Origin of the sequence: Parahaliea mediterranea, from assembly GCF_017255185.1 — a bacterium.
Lineage (GTDB): Bacteria > Pseudomonadota > Gammaproteobacteria > Pseudomonadales > Halieaceae > JAFKCZ01.
In genome coordinates, this window is record NZ_JAFKCZ010000004.1 from 53898 (window position 1) to 74401 (window position 20504).

The window sequence follows — 20504 nt, forward strand, 5'->3', positions numbered from 1 at the left end:
GGCCCCATGTTGAGGCTTGGCGGTTTGCGGTGTCCAGCGTTGTAGGCCAGCCACCTACACTACGGCCGTTGCGATGAATTGGACCAGGCCTCGCGGCCCGGGTCCGGGAATACCGTGTTGAGCTTCGAAGTCCACCCGGATGGCCCCGGAGGTCGCTGCCGGCGTGGCCCGCGGGCGCTATCCTTGAGGTGTCTAATAATCGATAAACCAGGAGGAAGGTTGCGATGCCCGCTTCACCCGCGATTCCCGAGAGCCACCGCCCGATTCTTGAGACGGCGGTAATTGCCTATGTGAGCACGATTCGAGCCAGGGACCAGCTGATTTCCACCAACCCGGTGAGTTTTGACTGGGATGGCGAAGCCCTTCGTTTCAGCACGCTGAAAAGCCGCATGAAATACCGGAACATGAAAGCGGACCCACGGTTGACGGTGTGTGTCATGGACCCGGTGGCGCCTACCCGCTATATCGAAATACGTGGCCGGGCGCTGCTCGAGGATGATCCGGGCGGTTCCCTGAACCAGAAAATCTTCCGCAAGAACATGGGGCGCGATTTCGACCTCGACGAGCCCGGTGCCGAGCGGGTTATGGTGACGCTGGTGGCGGAGCAGGTGTCCACGCCCCTGCTGTACGGCGGCAAACTCGACCACCTCGGTTCCTGAGTCGGCGGGGCCGCGGCCGGCGCGCCAGGCGTGGCTCCCGGGCCGCCTTGTCGCCGCCGATTTGCCCGCGTGGGTATACCATCGTAAACGCGCGCGATGAATTCGTCCCCGGCGGGATGGCAGCCGCGCCCGCGGCTGCTATACAGCACATTCACCTCGATCCCCCCATTGTAGAATCAGGAGTGAATAACATGGACAAGGACACCCCGGCGATCCGCGCCCACAAAGCCTCCATCGCCAATGCCATGGCCGGTAACAAGGAAGACTGGCTGGCCCTGTTCGCCGATGACGCGGTGGTGCACGACCCGGTGGGCAAGTCGCCGCACGACCCGAACGGCGAGGGTTTTCGCGGCAAGGAACGCATCTCCGAGTTCTGGGACATGATGATTGGCCCCGGCAATCTCACCATCATCCCCCACAAACGCTACCCCTGTGGCGAGGACGTGGTGGCGGTGGCGATGACCGCGGCCAACAATATCGAGGGTCTCAAGACCTACATCGAAATGATCGCCACCTACGAGGTGAACCCGCACGGCAAGCTCCAGAGCCTCAAGGTGTATTGGGACGTGGACGCCCTGGTGGACCAGCTGCCCGCGGACCTGGCCGGTTGAGTCCGCGGCCCCGGCATTGCCGGGGGTGCTTCCCCGTCCCCGCCGCCCTCCGGGGGCGGGCCGCGGGCGCCCCCGCCGGGGCGAAACTGGGAAATTTGTCACACTATCGACGCGGTGCTTCAGCCGGTGGGTGGGGGTGGTGATAAACTGATTGCTTTCCGGCGTCCTGGGGCAGCCGTGATTCGCTCAAGTTTATCGACGTGGCCGCCGCGGCTGGCCCTGGTACTTTTCCTGGCCGCTCCCCTGGCCGGGCTGGCCCTGCCCGCGCGGGGCGAACCCGCCGCCGACCTGACCCGGGCCCTGCACGAGCTGCAGGAGCTGATCTGGCGCGACCCCTGGACCGCGCGGGAGCATCTCAATGCGCTGCGCCCCGAGGTGGCCCGGGCGGAGGCCCGGATACAGGCGCTCTATTACCAGCGCCTTGCCTTTGCCCTGATGAACCTCTATGTCGGGGATGAATTCGAGCGCGCCGTCGAGGCCGGCCTCGCGTCGCTCACGCCGGGCGCGCCGGCGGAAACCCGCTTGTTCCTGGAGCTGTTCGACGGCATTCGCGCGCGCCGTGCCGGCGATTACGCGCGCGCCCGGCAGCGGATGGAGCAGGTCGTGGAGGAGGCCCGGACGCGGGGTCTCGAATTTCTCGCCGTGTTCGCGATGGCGGAACTGGGCTTCACCCGCAGCGTGGCCGGCGACAACGAGCTGGCCCTGACCGAGCTGCAGCGGGCCTATGCCATGGCGGTGGCGCGGCGCGATGATTTTCTGATCGCCTTCGTCAACGAGAGTTTCGGCGCGTTCTACGGTTACATCAACGCCTACGACGAGTCCATCGCGCACTACCAGAAAGCCCTCGATACCTATGACGAGCTGGGCTACACGGTGTACGAAGCCGAGGCGACCTACGGCTTCGCCATTTCCTACCGCTATGCCCGGCGCTGGGAGGCGGCGCTGGCCAGCTTCCGCCGCTACCGCGAACTCACCGAGGGCGGCAGCAGCGACCACGGCAGGTTCATGGCTCACTACGGCCTGGGCATGACCTACGCCGAAATGGACGATTGCGCCAGCGCGTTGCCCAATATCGGCCTCGCTCTCGGTACCGAGGGACCGCTGGATTTCAAGGCCGAACTCTACAAACGCCAGGCCGTCTGCCTCGCCGGCCGGGGTGACGCCGCGGGCGCGCGCGGGGCCATCGCCGCCGCCCGGAACATCTTCGACCAGTTCACTGAACTGGAGGGCACGCGCTGGGTGCTCGAGGTCGACAAGGCCCTGGCGCAGGTGGAGGCCCGCCTGGGTGACAGCACCCGCGCCTTCGCGCTGTTGCTGGCCTACCACGAGGACATGCTGGCGCTGGAGCGTAAAAATGCCTCCGAGCGCCTGATGACCCTGCGCCTGGACCTGGAAAACGCGCGCAAGGACCACGAGATCGAATTGCTCCGGGAGCAGGCCAGGGTCGACGCCCTCGAATTGGAGCAGCAGCGGCGCGACAACCGCGCGCAACGCCTGACCACGGCTTCCTGGATTGGCGCGACCTGCATCGTGGTGGGCTTTTTGGCCTACCAGCTGCGCAACACCCGCCGCTTCCGCGACCTGTCCAGTCGCGACGAACTCACCGGCCTGTACAACCGCCGCTTTATCTTCAATCACCTGGAAAAGCTCACCCGCGACCTGCCCGAGGATCGCGGCGAACTGTCCATCGTGTTGATCGATGTGGATGACTTCAAGGGTATCAATGACCGCTACGGCCATCCCGCCGGTGACTGCATCCTCGAAACCATGGCCGAACTCGGGCGGGGGCAGCTCCGCCCCGGCGACGAGATGGCCCGCGTCGGCGGCGAGGAGTTTCTCTGCATACTGCCCCGCACCCCGGTGGCGCAGGCGCGGGCGGTGGCCGGGCGGCTCCTGGACAGCATTCGCCAGCACCGCTTTATCCTTCCGGACGGGACCCCGCTGCAGGTGACAGTGAGTATCGGGTTGGCCGCCTTCGGCCCGGGTTGCCGCGACGCCGACAGCCTCTACGCCGCCGCGGACCACGCCATGTACCGCGCCAAGTCGGCGGGTAAGGACCGTTTGACGACCGCGAGCTGATAGCCCCGCTGCTCCGTTGACGCCCCTGTATTTGTCACCTGGATCGCTTACCATGTGGGCGTTTGGGGATGCGCGAGGGGGCGAGAGTGAGGGCTACCACTGGGCTGTCCGGGTTTGCCGGTAGACGCCGGGCCGCGCGCTTGTTGCTGCCCGGCCTGTTCCTGCTGTTGTCCGCCTGCGGCCACTACGACATCAAGAACCTGGCCAAGTCGGATATCGACCTGGTGGCGGACGAGGTGATCGTGGAGACGCGCAGCCTGGTGCGGGACCTCACCATCAAGCTCTACAAGCGCAATCCGGCGGAGCTGCGCAAGGTGCCGGGGCAGACCATCGAGGGGCGGCTGGCGATCCTGCGGGAGAACCGGCGCGAGTTATTGTTCGCCGAGTTGCAGGGGCGCCAGGGGATCAATGCCATGGACCTGGCCTTCGACCCCGTTTACCAGGGCGACCGGGTTTTCGCCCTGGTGGCCGGGCTGGCCGACATGCTGCGCCAGTCCTACGGCTACAAGCCCGAGATGTTCATGGTCGACCAGCTCAACGCCGAGGCCCTGGCCACCAGCGCGCGCAATATCGAGGTCCTGGTGTGGAAGCTGAAGCAGTCGCGACGCGCCGACGGGCGGCCCTACCTGATTACCCACGAGCGCGGCGGGGTGGTGGACAACCTCAGTTTCGAGCGCCTGTTCGGCAAGCTGATCGCCCTGCAGGACCTGCTGGCCCGGGTGGCGGCGGATGCCGACGACCGGCTGATCACCACCGCCGTGCACACCGCCTCCACCGTGTTTATCCCCCTGCCGATCTAGCTCCGGCGGCCCGGGCCGGTCACTGGCGCGCGGCGTAGTCCATGGCGAAGCCGACCAGGGCGCGCACGCCGACAATCAGGGCATCCTCCCGGGCGTCGAACATCGGCGAGTGATTGGAGGGACGCTCCGCCCGCGGCACCGCGGGGTCTCCCACGCCCAGGTGCAGGAACAGGCCCGGGATATGCTGCTCGAAGTAGCCGAAGTCCTCGGCGCCGGTGATGGCGTGGCCTTCGCGGACCTTGCCCTCGCCGGCGGCCCACTCGAAGGTGGGCATCATGCGCCCCAGCAGCTGCGGGTCGTTGGTGGTGACCGGGGCCGCGGCGCTGATGTCGACCTCGGCGGTGGCGCCGTTGGCGCTGGCGATATCCGCCACCGTCTGGCGCAGCTTGGCGTGCAGGTCGTCGCGCACGCCCATATCGAAGGTGCGGATGGTGCCGGACATACTCACCGTGTCGGGGATGATATTGCCGCGTACCCCGCCGTGGATGCTGCCGATGGTGATGACCGCCGGCCCGCGGGTGATATCCAGGTGGCGGCCGGGAATGCCCTGCAGGGCGGTGGCGATTTGCGCCGCGGTGTAGATGGGGTCCACCCCCAGCCAGGGCGACGAGCCGTGGGTCTGGCGGCCGGTTACGGTGATTTCCAGGGTGTCCGCCGCGGCCATGAAACCGCCTGCACGATAGGTCAGGGTGCCCGCGTCGTCGGGCCAGGCGTGCAGGCCGATAATGGCCTCCGGCGCGTCGTCGCCGCGCAGCAGGCCCTCGGCGATCATCATCGCCGCGCCGCCGTCCTCGCCCGCGGGCGGGCCCTCCTCGGCCGGCTGGAACACGAACTTGACGGTGCCGGCCAGCTGCTCGCGGTTATCGGCCAGCACCTGCGCCGCGCCCATCAGCATGGCGATATGGGTGTCGTGGCCGCAGGCGTGCATCACCGGGACCTCCTCGCCCTTGTACTCGCCGGTGGCCTCGGAGGCGAAGGGCAGGCCGGTGCGCTCCTGCACCGGCAGCGCGTCCATGTCCGCCCGCAGGGCGATCACCGGACCCGGTTTGCCGCCCACCAGGGTGCCGACCACGCCGGTGTGGGCGACACCGGTCTGCACGCTGTCCAGGTCCAGGGTGCGCAGGAAGGCGGCGATCTTTTCAGAGGTGTCGAACTCCCGGTTGGACAGCTCAGGGTGCTGGTGGAAGTCCCTTCGCCAGGCGATCACTTTCGACTCGACGGCGGCAATATCGTCCGCCAGGGCGGCGGCGGGCGGTGCCGCGCCCGCCTGGGTGGAAAACAGGGCAATAGCGGCGATCAGGGCAAGGCGCATGGTCCGTGGCTCCGTTGGCTGTTGATTCAGGGTTCGCGATGAAAGTGCGCGCGGAATTCCGCCGGCACCGGAATCACCGCGCTGCGTTCGTAGTCGAAGAACAGCATGGTGGTCACCACCCGGGCGACCTCCTGTCCGCTGTCCAGCTTACTGATCCGGTAGCGCAACTGGAAGCTTTTGTCCTCGAAGTGGTCGGCGCCGAGTTCGACGCTCAGCTGGTCGCCGTGGTGGGCCTCGGCGAGGTAGGCGATTTCCGAATGGGCCATGATCAGGCCGGCGTCCTCGAAGGCGATGGCGTGGCGGTGTCCCAGGTGCTTGATGAAACGCAGCTGGGCCTCGAGGGCGATGGGCAGCACCCGGTCCGAGCCCAGGTGGTTGGCGTTGTTGACGTCGCTGTAGAGCACCACGTAGTCGGTACGGAAAACAAAGGTGTCGGGCAGGTCGATGATTTTTCGGGGCATGAACGGGCTCTGCAAGTTCGCGCGGGCTCGGCAACGTGGCAACGGGCACGTAACGCCGCATAAGGGACCGGCAGAGTCGCAGAGACCCGGGCGCGGGTCAACCGTCCGCCGCCGTCGAACCGCGCTATCCCGGGGTGGCGGGGTTTCAGCGGAAGTGGCGAATCACAGTCTCGGCGTAGCGCTCCATCGCCCGCTGCTTGTCCGCCAGGGAGGAGCGCTTGCCCAGGGTGAAGGCGAAGGGCGCGTTGAGCGCCCCGGTCATGCCCTGTTCACCCAGTTCCTGGAGCTGGCCCACACCGGGCTCCGCCTTGAGGCCGATCAGCGTTTCAAAGCCCGCCCAGTCGCGCCCGGCCGCGGCGCGCAGGGATTTCAGTCGCGCGAGGATATCGGGCACCTCCTGTGGCAGGTTGCCGGCGCCGATCCAGCCGTCGCAGCGCTGCGCCGCCCGCCGCAGGGCGGCGGGGTTGTCGCCGCCCGCGAAGATGGGCACGCGCGATGGCGGGGCCGGTTCGATACACAGGCGCGGGAAGTCGTAGAATTCGCCGTGGTACTCCACCATTCCGCCGTCCCACAGGCTTTGCATGATCTCGATCATCTCGTCCATGCGCCTGCCGCGGGCGCGAAAGGGCACGCCGTAAATATCGAACTCGTCCGCCATCCAGCCGGCGCCGATGCCCAGGGCGAAGCGCTCGCCGCTGAGCAGCGACAGCGCGCCGCAGGCCTTGGCCACCTCGAAGGGATTGCGCAGCGGCAGCACATACACGGCGGTGGAAAAGCGCAGGCGGGTGGTGGCCGCGGCCATGAAGGCGATACTGACCCAGCAGTCGGGGTAGGGGTCGCCGGCGTCCATGGGCGGCTTGCCGTCGGGCGCGTAGGGGTAGGGGGCGCGCACGGTTTCGGGGTAGACCGCGTGGTCCACGCTGAGTATGCCGTCGAAGCCCAGTTCCTCCGCAAAACGGGCCACCGGCACCAGTTGGTCCGGTTCCACCCAGGCCACGGGTTGCCAGAATTCCATATCCCCTCCAGTCACCCTGTTCGGTTTGGCGCAGCATAGGCCCCGCAGCGGCGATTGGGTACCGCATGAGGCCGCCCGGACGCGAGGTTCGTACCCCCGATTATATAGTTGAACCGGGGTTGTCTATTGCCGGCCCCGGGCCGCGAAACAGGCGATGCCACCGGGGATGTTGGCTACCATGCCGGTCAAAACACCAGTGCTGTCACGGGATCCGCCGCATGAGTAAACACCTCGCGAGTCTGTCGTCGCCCTGCCGCATCGGCAAGATGACCCTGAAGAACCGCATGATCGTCACCGCCATGGGCACCAACCTGGGGGCCGAGGACGGCGGCTGCAGCGAGCGTCTTCACGCCTTTCACGAACGCCAGGCCCGCGGCGGCGCCGGGCTCATCGTGTTGGGTTCGGTGGGGGTGAGCTGGCCGGCGGGGGGCAACCAGCCCCGGCAGCTGGCGATCTCCCGGGACGCGCACATTCCCTCGCTCAAGAAGCTGGCGGACGCGGTGCACGCCCACGGCGGCAAGCTGGCGGCGCAGCTGCACCACGGCGGCCTGGTGGCGGCCCAGGACCGGGCCGAGGGCCGGCCGATGTGGGTGCCCTCCTACCCGGAGGTCAAGGCGGGCGATATGCAGGACGCCTTCCTCGAGTCCGAGCTCAAGGCCATGTTCGATCCCGAGGCGCCGGAGCCCCGGCTCCATGTGATGACCAAGGACGACATCGGCAAGCTGGTGGCGGATTTTGCCGCCGCCGCGAAGCGGGCGGTGGCGGCGGGTATCGACGGCGTCGAGATTCACGGCGGCCACGGCTACATCATCTCCGAGTTCCTGTCGCCGCTGGCCAACCAGCGCGACGACGAGTACGGCGGCAGCCTGGAGAACCGCGCGCGTTTCCTGCTGGAGATCGTCGCCGCGGTGCGCGAGGCGGTGGGGCCCAACTACCCACTGTGGTGCAAGATCGACTCCGGCGAATTCGGCCACGACGAGGGCATCAGCCTGGCCGACGCCCGCGACACGGCGGTGTTGCTGGAGCGGGCCGGTGTCGACGCCATTACCGTCAGCGCCTATCACAACGCCGCCATGGGGGTGAACCACTCCGAATCGAACATTCCCCACACCCCCGAGCGCCTGGTGGCCGGCGCCATGGCTATCAAGGCCGCGGTCTCGGTGCCGGTGATTACCTCCGGCCGGATCGAACCGAAGGCGGCGGACCGGCACATTGCCGCCGGACATTTCGATATGCTGGGCATGGGGCGCAAGATCCTGGCGGACCCGGATCTGCCCAACAAGGTCATGGCGGGCCGGTTGGATGATATCCGGCCCTGTGTGTACTGCTACTGTTGCGTGAGCCAGATTTACACCCTCAATTCGATCAAGTGCGCGGTGAATCCGGAGACGGCGTTTGAAACCACCCGCGCCCTCATCGCCACCAGCGCGGCGCGGCATTTCGCGGTGGTCGGCGGCGGCCCCGCCGGCATGGAGGCGGCGCGACGCCTGGCCGGGCGTGGGCACCGGGTCACCCTGCTGGAAGCCGCGGATCGCCTCGGGGGCACCCTGCAGTTCGCCAGTATCGCCTACGAGCCGAACGAACGCCTGCTGCGCTGGCTGCGGCGGCAGACCCAACAGTCCGCGGTGGATGTGCGCCTGAATACCCAGGCCACGCCCGCGCTGCTGCGCCAGCTGGGCGCGGATGAAGTGGTGGTGGCCACCGGCGCCCGCCGCGACCTGCCGGACATTCCCGGCAAGGAGCGGGATTTCGTATTCAGCGGCGACGAGATGCGCGCCCTGGTGCTGGGGGAGCAGGGCGACTCCCTGCGGCGCAAGACCTCCGGCCTGACCCGCGCCCTGACCCGCGCCGGGTCGGTGACCGGCGCCAACCGCCACCCCTGGCTGCTGCGCCAGGTGTCCCGTGCCTGGCTGCCGCTGGGTCGGCGTATCGTGGTGATCGGCGCCGAGCTGGTGGGCCTGGAGCTCGCCGAATACCTGGCGCACCGCGGGCGCGAGGTAACCGTGATCGACAGCGCCGCTCGCGCCGGCGCGGGCCTGTACCTGGTGCGGCGCATGCGCCTGCTGCACGAGCTGCGTGAACTGGGTGTGGTGATGGTCAACCGCGCCCGGGATATCGCCATCGGCGAACAGCGGGTGAGCTACCGCAACTACCGCGGGCAGCGGCGCCAGGTGGAAGCGGAACAGGTGATTGTCGCCCAGGGCGCCACCGGCGACCAGGCCCTGGCCGAGCAGCTGCGCGAGCAGGACTTCACCGTGCACACCATCGGCGACTGCAACGGCGTGGGCTACATTGAAGGCGCCATGGAGTCCGCCGCGGAACTGGTGGCGGGCCTGGACTGAGCGGGTCCCGGGGAGGGCGGCTGACCGGGTGACGATATATAACGATAAACACGACCTTGATGGCCGCGATGTCCGGCCCCGGGAGAGACCCATGAACGACGCCATTCGCACGCAGCTCGACCTCGGCCCCATGGACCAGGTGGGCTTCGTGTTTCGCGATGTGGAGGCGGCCATGGCCCGCTATGAGCCGGTGTTCGGGCCCTTCAGCTTTCACAAGTTCGACCGCTATGAGTACAACTACCGCGGGCGGCCGGAACCCTGCGAGCTGTGGATCGCCTTCGCCCGCAGCGGCGATTTGGAGATTGAGTTCATCCAGTGGGTGTCCGGCGGCTCGCCCCACAAGGAGTTTCTCGACGCCGGCCGCGAGGGCATGCACCATATCCGCTTTCGCGTGCCGCGGCTGGAGGACAAGGTGGCCGCGGCTCGGGCGCTGGGCTACCGCAGTATCTGGCAAACCCGCTTCGGCGAGGGCCTGGCGGTCGCCTACCTCGAGCGGGAGGACGACCCGGTGCTGGTGGAGCTGTTTGAAGACCTGCACGACGGCAAGGTGATCCCATGACGGACTTCGGTGAGCGCTACGGCCCCGTCGCCCTGGTCACCGGGGCCTCCTCGGGGATCGGCGTGGCCTTCGCCGAGCTGCTGGCGGAGCGCGGCCTGGACCTGCTGCTTGTCGCGCGGCGCCGGCAGCGGATGGATGCGCTGGCGGCGCGCTTGCGCGGCGACCGCGGGGTGGCGGTGACGGTGCTGGAATTGGATCTGGCTGAAACCGGCGCGGCGGACAGGGTCTTTGCAGCGGCCCGCGAGATGGATGTCGGGCTGCTGGTGAGCAATGCCGGCTTCGGTCTCAAGGGGGCGCACGAGGGCAACGACCCGGCAGTGATGGCGGATATGCTGCAGGTCAACTGCCAGGCACCGCTGCAACTGAGCCACCGCTTCATACCGCGCCTGCGCGCCCGAGGGCGCGGCGGCATCTTGATCACCAGCTCGGTGGAGGGGCTGATCGGCGTGCCGTACTCCGCGGCCTATGCCGCCAGCAAGGCTTTTACCAACAGCCTCGCCGAGGGCCTGTGGGGTGAGCTGTCCCCGGCCGGCATCGACGTGTTGGCCCTGTGCCCCGGCAGCACCGACACCGAGGCCCACGACAAGCAGGGCATCGACCGCAGTACCCTCGAGGGTATGATGAGCCCCCGCGACGTGGCGCGGCTGGCCCTGGACAACCTGGACCAGGGCCCCGTCTACGTGGCCGGCGAGCAGAACCGGGCGATGTTCGACGGCCTGCTGGACATGCCCCGGCGGGATGCCCTGCTGGCCATGGCGGACAATATTCGCAAGGCGCTGAAATAGCCTTTCGGGCGGCTGCGCTACATCAGCGCCACCACGGCGACCGACACCAGCACCAGGCCGAACAGCAACAGCAGGCCATACACCAGGTAGATCACCAGCGACTTGGCGATGGCGCCACCGATGCCCGAGCCGTAGGCCCGGCGCAGGGCCAGCGGCAGGTAGGCCAGCAGCGCCAACATCGCGGGCGTACTGGCGTGCAGGCCGAACTGCTCCAGGGCGCCGACCAGCAGGTACAGCAGGTAGACGAAGCTGTGGTAGTGCAGGCCGAACACCAGGTGCTGTATATAGTGGAACGGCGACAGCGCGTAGCAAAACAGCAACAGCAGCGCAAACAGCGGCAGCATCACGAACATGGTCTGGGGCAGGTGTTCCAGCAACTCGTCGAGAAACAGCCGCGGGTCTTCCGACACGCGCCCGGCGTTGGTTTCCAGGCGCTTGCCCAGCGACGTCAGCCAGGCCGGGGTGCCCGGGTCGTTGGGGTCCAGGCCGAGGTCCAGGCTCTGGGTGGCCGGGTCGGCGGCCCCGGTTGCCGGTTCCCGTGCCTGGGGCGCGCCATCGTCATCCACGGCGATCTCGAATTCGCTGCTCGCGTTGAGCGACAGCACCAGAAACAAGACGAAACTAATGATCAGGTAGATGCGAAAGGGCGGCACATAGCGCGCCCGGCGTCCGGCGATGAACTCCGCGGTGAGGAAGCCGGGGCGAAACAGCAGTGGCAACAGGGTGCGCCAGAAGCGGGAATCCCAGTTGAACAGGTCACCGACCGCCTCGCCCACCGCTTCACTGAACACCAGGTCCCGGCGGCCCTCGCGCTGGCCACAGCGATAGCAGTATTCACCCCGCAAGGGGGCCTGGCAGTTGCGGCACAGGCGCTCGGCGGACACGGGGCGTACTTACCTCGGCCGCGTGGCGTAGGGATTGCCTCCCAGCGCGCCGGAGATATCGGCGATCGCCCGCTGCCCCCTGACGCTGTTGCCGGCCTTGTCCAGGGGAGGCGAGATCACCGCGATACCGAACTTGCCCGGCGATACCGCGATCAGCCCGCCACCGACCCCGCTCTTGGCCGGCAGTCCGGTGCGATAGAGCCACTTGCCGGCATCGTCGTACAGGCCCGCGGTGGCCATTACCGCCAGGATTTCCGGTATGTGTCCGGCGTCCACCAGGGTCTTGCCGGTCAGGGGGTTGCGTCCGCCGTTGGCCAGGGTGGCCGCCATCATCGCCAGGTCCCGGGTGTTGACCCCGACGGAGCACTGCCGCGTGTAGATGTCGGTCGCCTCCAGGGGGTCGCCATCGATGTGGCCGTAGGCGTGCATGAGCATGGCCAGGGACTGGTTGCGCTGGTTGGTGGCCGCCTCGGAGCGGTAGATATCATCCAGCACCGACAGCTCGCGGCCGGCGAAAGTGCTGTAGTAGTCGAGTATGTTCGCCCAGACGGCGGCGCCGTCCTCGCCCGCCACCATGCTGGTGGCGGCGATGGCGCCGGGATTGACCAGGGCATTCATTTCGCCGCCGTGGTACTGCTCGATCGCGGTGATCGAGTTGAAGGGCTGGCCGGTGGCGTCCACGCCCATATTGTTAAAAATTGCATCGGGGCCGGACTGCTGGATCACCAGCGCCATGGTAAAGACCTTGGAAATCGACTGGATGGATACCTCGGTGTCGGTATCCCCGGCACTGAACACGCGACCATCCGCGGTCACCAGCACGATGCCGAAAGTGTCGGGATTCACCCGCGCGAGGGCCGGGATGTAGTCCGCGTTCGCACCATCGCGCAGGGCTTTGTGGTCGCGGTAGGCGCGGTCGACGACGCCCTGGATGGTCGCGTCTTCGGGTAGCGCGCCTGCCAGCGCGAAGGGGGTGCGCAACAGCGCCAGGCCCAGGGCCAATACGATGGGGAACGCTTGCAAAACCCGGTGGTGCATGCCTTTGCCTCCCGGCGGCCGCCGTCAGTGGGTGGGGGCACCGGTGTACCGCGTCCGGCCCGCGGTTCCATCTTAAGGTAGAACGCGCGGTCAACCAATTGCCGCCGGCCGCGGCGGCCCAGGCGCCAAAAAACTGACGTGTCGGGGGAATAAACCCGTGCGGTGGCGCGTCAACGGCATGATAGTGGAGTGAAACCGCTTTGGGAGCGGGGGTGTCGCGCCATTGGGTACGTCTTTCCTGGCCAGCAGAACAGGGGGCGTGGCCGGCATTTCCCGCCTCAATTTTATATTCAATCGCCTGTCGCAGTTGCCGATGATGTAACTGTGACGTTCGTCAGTGAGCTGTAAGGCGAAACTGGCATCGGGACACAGGCCCTGGGATCGCTAGCCCTCTGGGTCTGTACTCCAGAGCTTGCCGTCGACATGGGGCGGCAAGCTCTGCCACTCTCCCTTCGTTTCTCGTTTTTTCCAGCTTCCCCCTGTATCCCGCCATTGCTCGCGGTTAAGCCTTATTCGATTCGCGATCTGGCCGGCTTGGGCCGGGCGGCGACCGGGAGGGGTGTTCGCGCCCGATTATTGCGGGAATTGTGGTCGGCAATATCGGGGAAGAGGGCGTGGGGGGGCGGGGCGGGTCCCGCCCCGGCGAGAGCGGGAGCTTATTGCCAGTCGTTGGCGATCAGCTCGGATTCCTCGCTGGCGCTGAGGGGGATATCCGTGGCGTGCTCGCCAATATAGTTTGAGATGGTGTCCAGGTCGCCGGCGCCGGCGGGCTGATAGTCCGCGCCGGTGGCGGCGGCCGCGCTGTGTTCCTCCACCAGTACCTGGGTGTGCCAGGCGCCGCTGTCGCGGCTCCGGCAGGCGACGCCGCGCCACTGCTCGGTCCCGCGGCCCAGCTGGTACTCGCGGCACCACTGGCCGCTGGCGCCGGCAAAACTCAATACCGCGCGCAGCTGTCCGCCGTCGTCCAGGGGGGTCCACTCATCGGCGCTGGAGGGGGTGTTTTCCAGGGCCTGGGCAACCAGGTCGTTAGCGGCGTCGGCGGGGTGGGCGCCGCGCTCCGCGACTTGCCATTGTGGCGCCAGCCACAGGCCGACGGCGGCCAGCAACGAGGCCGCCACCGCCAGTCCGACGCCGGCCCTGCCGCGACGGGAGGGAAAGGGTACAACATTGGATTTGGCGCCCGCCTCCTCCAGCAGGGCCGCGACATGGCGCGGTACCCGGTCGCAACCCGGCGGGTGCAGTGCGGCGCGCAGGTCGTCGTCGACGCGACGCATGCTGTCGAGGGTCGAGCGCAGCCCGGGCTCGTTTGCCAGGCGCTGTTCGAGGGCCGCGGCCTCCGCGTCGCCCAGTTCCCCGTCGAGGTATTGGGACAACAGTTCAAAGTCGTGTTCAGTCATGTCACATCCCGGTCAATCGTCATGGGACACGTCAATGGTGTCCGCCAATTGGCGCCGCGCCCTGGCAATCCTGCTCATGATGGTGCCCACGGGGACTTCCAGGATGTCCGCCGCCTCGGCGTAGGTTTTACCCTCCACCGCGACCAATGTCAGCGCGAGCCGCTGTTCGGTGGGGAGTGCCTCCATGGCCTCGCCTACCGCGGACACCTGGCGCTCCCGGCCGGCCACCAGCTCCGCGGAGGGGGCGCCGTCGGGCTCCTCCACCTGCTCGGGATATCGCTGCCGCACCTCGCGGGCGCGCAATTCATCGATCCAGGCGTTCTTACACACGCGATAGGCCCACTTTGCCGGGTGGGCGTCATCGGGCATGCCTTTCTCGAGAACTTTTTCCACGGTGGCTTGCAACAAATCGTCTGCATCGGCTTGACTCCCGGTCAGCGAGAAGCAAAATCTGCGCAACCCACTCAGCTCATCGAGCAGTGCCGCTCGCTGCGAGCCGCTGAGTGATGGCATAATGTCCCTGTTATGGTCATGACGTACTGGGCGGGGATTCTATTCCATCTGAAGGAATTTATCCCGTCCTGGGCCGTTATCCTGATGCACTACTCCGAAATCGGCGGGCACGACTATGTCTGATGCAGCTTTCCGGGGCGCGGCGATCCCCAGCGGCCCGAGTACCTCCCCCTTCACCGCCTTCCTTGTTCGCGGCGGCACGCTGTTGGCGCTGCTGTTCGCCCTGTCCCAGGTCCCGCAGGCGCTGGCGCAGGTCCCCTGTTGCATGGTGCCAGAGGAAGAGATCGAAGAGGATATCGAGGATCAGGTCGCCGAGGAGGTCGAGGACCAGACCGAGGACGAGGTGGAGGACAGCGTCGAGGACGAAATCGAGGACCAGGTCGAGGAGGGCGCCGAGGAGACCATCGAGGATAATATCGAGGAGGATATCGAGGCCAGCATCGAGGACGACGTACAGGACAGCGTCGAGGAGGTCGTCGAGGCCTCCGTGGAAGAGGACGTCGAGGCGGGTATCGAGGAATCCGTGGAAGAAACCGTTGAACTCGCGGTCGAGGACTCGGTGGAAGACAGCGTGGAGGAAAGCCTGGAGGTCGCGGTCGAGGACTCGGTGGAGACCGGTGTCGAGGAGTCCGTGGAAGCGGATGTCGAGGAATCGGTCGAGGAAGGCGTTGAGTTCGCGGTCGAGTCCAGCGTCGAGGCGTCGGTGGAGGAGACCGTCGAGGTCGCGGTGGAGGACTCCGTCGAAAACCAGGTCGAAACCGCGGTGGAATCCTCGGTCGAGGACAGCGTGGAAGGCAGTGTCGAGGAGGACGTCGAGGCCCGGGTCGCCGAGGCCGTCGAGGGCCGCCTGGAAAACAAGATCGACGAAATCCTCGATGAAATCGAAAGCGAGTTCGAGGTTGACGAAGCCCGTATCCAGACCGAACAGTGGCTGGTGATGGCCGAGCCCGAGGCCTTCGAGGAACTCGCCGAGCGGGGTTACCTGTTCGAGCGGGTCACCGAACTGCCCGGCATGGGTTTGCGGCTGGCGGAGGTGGCGGCCCCCTCGAGCTTCGAGATATCCGAGGTGCGCAAGGGCGTGGTGGACGTGGTGGGTTCCGGCCGCGCCGATGTGGACCTGAACCACTTCTATACCGCCGGTTCGCCGATCACCCACTCAGTGGAGGGCATCCCGCCACGCAACGCGGTGCCATTCCCCGCCGACATGGACGAAATGACCCTGAAGATCGGCATGATCGACAGCCAGGTCGATACCGCGCACCCGGCCCTGGCGCAGTCGCGCATCAGTGCCGAGTCCTTTGTGCGCGCGGGCAACAAGGTGCCCGATTTTCACGGCACGGCCATCGCCTCCATCATCGCCGCCAATGCCCCGGACTACCGGGGCCTGGCGCCGCGGGCCCAGCTCTACGCCGCGGGGGTGTTTGAGCTGGACGACGAGCGCGGAGAGGTGGCCAGTACCGTGAGCCTGGTGCGGGCCCTGGACTGGCTGGTTACCGCGGGCGTGGATGTGGTGAACGTGAGCCTGGCCGGACCGCCCAACCGCCTGCTCGAGACCGCCCTGAAGCGGGCCTCAGAGAAGGGTGTGCTGGTGCTGGCGGCGGCGGGGAACGGCGGCCCGATGGCAAAACCGATGTATCCCGCGGCCTACGACACCGTGGTGGCGGTGACCGCGGTGGATGCCCGGGGCCGAATATTCCGCCTCGCCAATCGCGGTGATTACCTGGATATTGCCGCTCCCGGGGTGGGCATGCTGCACGCCAGGGCCGGCGGGGGCTACGCCACGTCCTCCGGCACCTCGTTCGCGGTGCCCTTCGCCACCACCGCCGCCGCGCGCCTGCGGCTTCTCGAGCCCGGCGTCAATGTGCTCGACAGCCTGTACCGCAGCGCCGAGGACCTCGGCCCGCCGGGGCGCGACGAGATTTACGGTTACGGCCTGCTGCGGCCGCTGCCGGTGGTTACCAGCGGTAGATAAAGCGGCTGCCGGCCACCAGTTGGCTGTAGTCGGAAGGGTCGTAGTTCGATACGTAGTCGCCATAGGTGGTGTAGACCTGTATCGCGGCCTGTTCCCAGACCGGGATTTCCACATCCACCTGCCAGCGTTGTCGCTCGTCGCTGCGCTTTTCTCCGATGCTCGGGGTCGGTGACAGGTAGTTCCGGTCCTCATAGCGCCACGCGAGTTCCAGCTTGACCGACCGGTTCGGCAACTCGAAGCGGTGGATGTAACGCAGCTTGATATTGTGAGAGCGGTAGTCGTAGCGCTCGGCGGCGGCGTTCTCGTCCTTGAATCGGTAGCCGACATTGAAGTAGCTGCGCAAACCCCGGCGAAAGTAGTACAGGTCGGCCTCGCCGGCGTGAGTGGTGGCGTCGCGCAGGCTGTTCTGGTCCAGGGCCTTGTCCGAGTACACATAGGCGCCGCGGCCGAACCACTTCTTGCCCAGAAAGCCCGAAACCGATGGCGATATCCGAAGCAGCTTGAGGAAGCTGTCGCCCTCCAGCAGGGAGTTGATATAGAACACCGTCAGTCCGCCGTCGGCGCCGTTAAAATCCTGCTCCAGGTTGGCGCCGAGAATGTGGGTCTGGCGATTGACCTCGTTGTATTCGTGGTAGATGTTCTGGCTGAAGTCGTAGGACAGTCCCAGTTCGGTGCTGTCGGACAGGGGCTTGTCCACGGACACCTCGGCGTCTATGGTGGCGGCGTAGTCGCTTTCGTTGCTGCTGGCGTCGAGCTCCTCGACCGCCACGTTGCTGTCGTACTCCGCGCCCACCGCGATTTCGGCGGAGAACTGCGCAGCCCGGTCCTTGGGCTTTTCGGCCGCCTGGGCTGAGTTCCAGCAAACAAACACCAGCATAAAGCCCAGGCCGGGGGGCAGTCGCATGTCGGGCTGATCCTTGAAGTCCTTTCCGGTCAGGGCGAAGCCTAACCAAGAGTCGGCGGCCCCACAAGTTTTACTGGCGCCACGGAAACTGGTACGCCAGGCGCCTATTGTGGCGTGGTACGGCATTTTGGGCTACTTTTTTTCAGAGCAAGGCAGGTCTTTCCACTCTTTCCAAAACGGGCGCAAACCGGGGTGGGCCGGTCGGGGACGGCGGTGACAACGACGAGCTCTCCGTGTGGGCGCGCGCTGGAAATCGACAGGGTCGGGGCGCGTTCATGAAAAAAGTACTCATCGCAACTTTACTGTCACCGGCCTTGTTGTTGCTGCCCGCGTGTACTGAATCTCCCAGGGAGGAACTGGAAGCCTGCGCCTCGATGGCGCGGGACGGTTTGCTGGAGATTCCGGAGGACCGCGCCGAGCGTTTCCTGGGCAAGGTGGAACGGGACACGGCGCTGTGCCGCGGCGGACAGCAGGCCCTCGCGTACCGGCATACCCCCTGGGTGGACTGGGCCAACTACTGGGCCACCGGCGACGCCAGTTCGCGCAAGGAGGGCTCCGAGGCCAGGACCCTGCTGGGTGAACACGTCAAGCCCAATGGCCGCGGCATCGACGGTTCCCTGCTGGATCTGGAATTCCAGCGCATCGAGCTGATCAAGTTCAACCTGTTCGACAACTACACCTACGAGACCTACGTCAAGGGCCTGGGGGGCAAGCCGGGAGCGACGGTCAATCAGTGGCGAGAGATGCGCCTGGAGCCAGGACACCCGGCCTACCAGGCGGTGGGCGGCAGCGGCCCGCAGGAGTGCGGTGGCGAGCTGATCCGCTACCGCACCCTCACCGGCATTTGCAATGACATCTGGAATCCGAAAATGGGGTCCACCGGAACCCTGTTCGCCCGCAATGTGGAGTTCGAATCCACCTACCCCCGGCTGCAGAAAAACGCCCTCGCGGTGGCCCGGCACAGCGATCCCGGGAACGGCCCGCGGCTGGGCCTGTACAAGCCCGACCCCCAGCGCATCAGCCGCGAACTGTTCACGCGCCGCCAGGCGCAACCCGGCGCCTGCAACGCCGGCCGCGGCGCCGGCGACGATCCCGCGGCCTCGCACTGCGACTACATCAAGGCGCCGTTTTTCAATGTGCTGGCGGCGTTCTGGATCCAGTTCATGACCCACGACTGGTTCTCGCACATGCGCGAGGGCCGCAACGCGCCCGGATTGCGGGAAGTGGGCTGCGATGACCCGGCCACCGGTTGCCGCCCGGGGGATCGTCTCGAAGGCAGTTTTTTCGCCCACGACACAGATCCCGGCACGTTCCAAAGCGGCGATGGCGAGCGCCTCAAGCGCGCCTATCGCACTACCGAGAACACGGTCACCGCCTGGTGGGACGGCTCCCAGATCTACGGCTTCGACGACACCTCCCGCCGGCGCGTCCTGCGCGACCCCGGCGACGCCGCCCGGCTGTGGCAACCCGACGGCTACCTGCCGCTGTTTTCCGACTGCCGGCCCAACTGCCCCTCCCAGCCCCAGTGGCGCGGGCAGGAGGTGGCGGCCTTTGCCGATAACTGGAATATCGGCATGAGCTTTTACCACAACCTGTTCGTGCGCGAGCACAACAGTTTTGTCGACGCCTTCCGCCGCATGCAGCGCGATCACCCCGAGCGCGACTCGGGCCTGCGCGACCCCGGGAACCCGGACGAGCCCATTGAATACGCCGAGGTCGGTGACGAGGAGTTGTTCCAGGTCGCCCGTCTCGTGGTCTCCGCGGAAATCGCCAAGATTCACACCATCGAGTGGACCACCCAGTTGCTCTACGACGAGCCGCTGTTCCTGGCAATGAATTCGAACTGGTTCGGCCTGTTCAATGTCGAGGAGGACCGGGTATCGCAGGTGCTGAAGCGGGTTTTTGGCCGCGACGAAAACCTGTTGAGCCGGGTTTCCGCCCGCCTGGCGGGCAAACACCGCGACCGGGAGGAGGGCTTTCGCAACAATGCCTGGTATTCGGTGTTCGCTTCGGGCGCCGGCATCTTCGGGCTCAACAACCGGCGCGAGGAGGGCGCGCTGTGGTGGAAGCACGACGCCTGGGACATCACCAACCCCAAGGACCTGAATGGCGGGGTCAATCACTTCGGCTCACCGTTCAACTTTCCCGAGGAATTCACCACGGTGTACCGCCTGCACCCATTGGTGCCGGACCTGATCGAAATGCGCGATCACCGCGAGCCCAACAGTATCGAGGCGGTGGTGCCGGTGGTGGCGACGGTGCGCGGCGAGGCCACCGCGGAAATGCGCGAGCACGGCATCGCCAACTGGGCCCTGGCCATGGGGCGGCAGCGCCTCGGCGCGCTGCACCTGAACAACCATCCCTTGTTCCTGCAGAACCTGGCGATGCCGCACCTGGACTCCGAGACCGGCAAGCTGGACATCGTCGCCCTGGACCTGATCCGCGATCGCGAGCGGGGCGTGCCCCGGTTCAACGAGTTCCGCCGCCAGATCGGCCTCAAAAGCCTGACCGGCTTTGACGACTTCATCGACCAGCGCCTGCCCGGGGACAGCCCCGCGCGCCGGGACCAGCAGGCGGTGGTGGATAAGTTGCGCGCCATCTACGGTACCCATGTCTGCGACGCGAGCAAGGTGATCTCGCACGCCCAAAAGGACGATGAGGGACAGTGGATCACCGACTGCCTCGGCCACCCACACGGCAGTCGCGTGGACAATATCGAGGATGTCGACACAGTGGTGGGCTGGCTGGCGGAGTACACCCGGCCCCACGGTTTTGCCATCTCCGAAACCCAGTTCCACATTTTTATCATCAACGCCTCCAGGCGCTTGTTCAGCGACCGCTTCTTTACCTCCAGCTTCCGGCCCGAGTTCTACTCCCGGCTGGGCTACGACTGGGTGATGGACAACGGGCCACTGTCGGATTGTCCCTACCCCCTACAGGAGATGGCCGACGGGCGCGAGGTCTGCAACGAACCGGAGTTGGACAACGGCCACAAGATCATGGTGTCGCCGATGAAGCGCCTGTTGCTGCGCAATCTGCCCGAACTGCGGGAGGAGCTGAAGACGGTGGTCAACGTCTTCGACCCCTGGGCCCGCGACCGCGGCGAGTACTATTCGCTGGACTGGGTGCCGCGCCCCGGGGCGGAAGCCGACCCCGCCTTCGGGGATCGCTAG

Annotated in this window: 17 protein-coding genes; 9 read left to right on the forward strand and 8 right to left on the reverse strand. The window is 66.6% G+C overall.

The window, feature by feature from the left end; translation table 11 throughout:
* Positions 1-224 precede the first annotated feature (224 nt).
* From JYP50_RS05130 to JYP50_RS05145, 4 genes are all read left to right on the forward strand, one after another.
* A complete protein-coding gene (locus tag JYP50_RS05130; protein ID WP_206559413.1) occupies positions 225-659 on the forward strand; it encodes a pyridoxamine 5'-phosphate oxidase family protein in 435 nt (144 codons plus the stop codon).
* A gap of 191 nt (positions 660-850) precedes the next feature.
* A complete protein-coding gene (locus JYP50_RS05135; protein ID WP_206559414.1) occupies positions 851-1270 on the forward strand; it encodes a nuclear transport factor 2 family protein in 420 nt (139 codons plus the stop codon).
* 177 nt (positions 1271-1447) lie between these two features.
* Entirely contained in the window at positions 1448-3349 is a 1902-nt protein-coding gene (locus tag JYP50_RS22080) for a diguanylate cyclase (RefSeq protein ID WP_206559415.1), read from the forward strand.
* A gap of 86 nt (positions 3350-3435) precedes the next feature.
* Positions 3436-4149 carry a hypothetical protein gene (locus JYP50_RS05145; RefSeq protein ID WP_347136724.1) on the forward strand — a complete coding sequence of 238 codons (714 nt, stop codon included), beginning with the start codon at positions 3436-3438 and terminating at the stop codon, positions 4147-4149.
* A gap of 19 nt (positions 4150-4168) precedes the next feature.
* Here JYP50_RS05145 and JYP50_RS05150 read toward each other — a convergent pair whose 3' ends face one another.
* The 3 genes from JYP50_RS05150 to JYP50_RS05160 all read right to left on the reverse strand — a co-directional run bounded on the left by JYP50_RS05150 (position 4169) and on the right by JYP50_RS05160 (position 6937).
* Positions 4169-5461, reverse strand: coding sequence for an amidohydrolase (locus tag JYP50_RS05150; protein WP_206559416.1), 1293 nt, complete (start codon positions 5459-5461; stop codon positions 4169-4171).
* Between the two features lie 26 nt (positions 5462-5487).
* Positions 5488-5922, reverse strand: a complete 435-nt coding sequence (locus JYP50_RS05155; RefSeq protein WP_206559417.1) for an acyl-CoA thioesterase — start codon at positions 5920-5922, stop codon at positions 5488-5490.
* A 145-nt stretch (positions 5923-6067) separates the two neighbouring features.
* Entirely contained in the window at positions 6068-6937 is an 870-nt protein-coding gene (locus JYP50_RS05160; RefSeq protein WP_206559418.1) for a TIGR03619 family F420-dependent LLM class oxidoreductase, read from the reverse strand.
* Positions 6938-7155: 218 nt separating this feature from the next.
* On the opposite strand from JYP50_RS05160, the gene JYP50_RS05165 reads away from it, so the two are divergent.
* The 3 genes from JYP50_RS05165 (at position 7156) to JYP50_RS05175 (ending at position 10623) form a co-directional block, all read left to right on the forward strand.
* Positions 7156-9279: an FAD-dependent oxidoreductase gene (locus JYP50_RS05165; protein ID WP_206559419.1), complete on the forward strand. Its 2124-nt coding sequence runs from the start codon at positions 7156-7158 to the stop codon at positions 9277-9279.
* 91 nt (positions 9280-9370) lie between these two features.
* Positions 9371-9838: a VOC family protein gene (locus JYP50_RS05170; RefSeq protein WP_206559420.1), complete on the forward strand. Its 468-nt coding sequence runs from the start codon at positions 9371-9373 to the stop codon at positions 9836-9838.
* Positions 9835-10623: an SDR family NAD(P)-dependent oxidoreductase gene (locus JYP50_RS05175; RefSeq protein ID WP_206559421.1), complete on the forward strand. Its 789-nt coding sequence runs from the start codon at positions 9835-9837 to the stop codon at positions 10621-10623. The genes JYP50_RS05170 and JYP50_RS05175 overlap by 4 nt, the downstream gene beginning before the upstream one ends.
* A gap of 17 nt (positions 10624-10640) precedes the next feature.
* On the opposite strand, the gene JYP50_RS05180 is transcribed toward JYP50_RS05175, so the two are convergent.
* The 4 genes from JYP50_RS05180 to JYP50_RS05195 form a co-directional block, all read right to left on the reverse strand.
* Positions 10641-11507, reverse strand: a complete 867-nt coding sequence (locus tag JYP50_RS05180) for a DUF3667 domain-containing protein (protein WP_206559422.1) — start codon at positions 11505-11507, stop codon at positions 10641-10643.
* Between the two features lie 9 nt (positions 11508-11516).
* On the reverse strand, positions 11517-12545 hold the full coding sequence (gene glsA / locus JYP50_RS05185; RefSeq protein WP_206559423.1) for a glutaminase A: 1029 nt from the start codon (positions 12543-12545) through the stop codon (positions 11517-11519).
* Between the two features lie 656 nt (positions 12546-13201).
* Positions 13202-13942 (reverse strand): hypothetical protein, encoded by a 741-nt coding sequence (locus JYP50_RS05190; RefSeq protein ID WP_206559424.1) that lies wholly within the window; start codon positions 13940-13942, stop codon positions 13202-13204.
* A 12-nt stretch (positions 13943-13954) separates the two neighbouring features.
* Positions 13955-14455: an RNA polymerase sigma factor gene (locus JYP50_RS05195; protein WP_206559425.1), complete on the reverse strand. Its 501-nt coding sequence runs from the start codon at positions 14453-14455 to the stop codon at positions 13955-13957.
* Positions 14456-14570: 115 nt separating this feature from the next.
* Between JYP50_RS05195 and JYP50_RS05200 the strand changes: the two genes are divergently transcribed.
* Positions 14571-16427: a S8 family serine peptidase gene (locus tag JYP50_RS05200; RefSeq protein ID WP_241262862.1), complete on the forward strand. Its 1857-nt coding sequence runs from the start codon at positions 14571-14573 to the stop codon at positions 16425-16427.
* On the opposite strand, the gene JYP50_RS05205 is transcribed toward JYP50_RS05200, so the two are convergent.
* Positions 16411-17331: a surface lipoprotein assembly modifier gene (locus JYP50_RS05205; RefSeq protein ID WP_241262863.1), complete on the reverse strand. Its 921-nt coding sequence runs from the start codon at positions 17329-17331 to the stop codon at positions 16411-16413. The genes JYP50_RS05200 and JYP50_RS05205 overlap by 17 nt on opposite strands.
* 275 nt (positions 17332-17606) lie before the next feature.
* Between JYP50_RS05205 and JYP50_RS05210 the strand changes: the two genes are divergently transcribed.
* Positions 17607-20504, forward strand: a complete 2898-nt coding sequence (locus JYP50_RS05210; protein WP_206559426.1) for a peroxidase family protein — start codon at positions 17607-17609, stop codon at positions 20502-20504.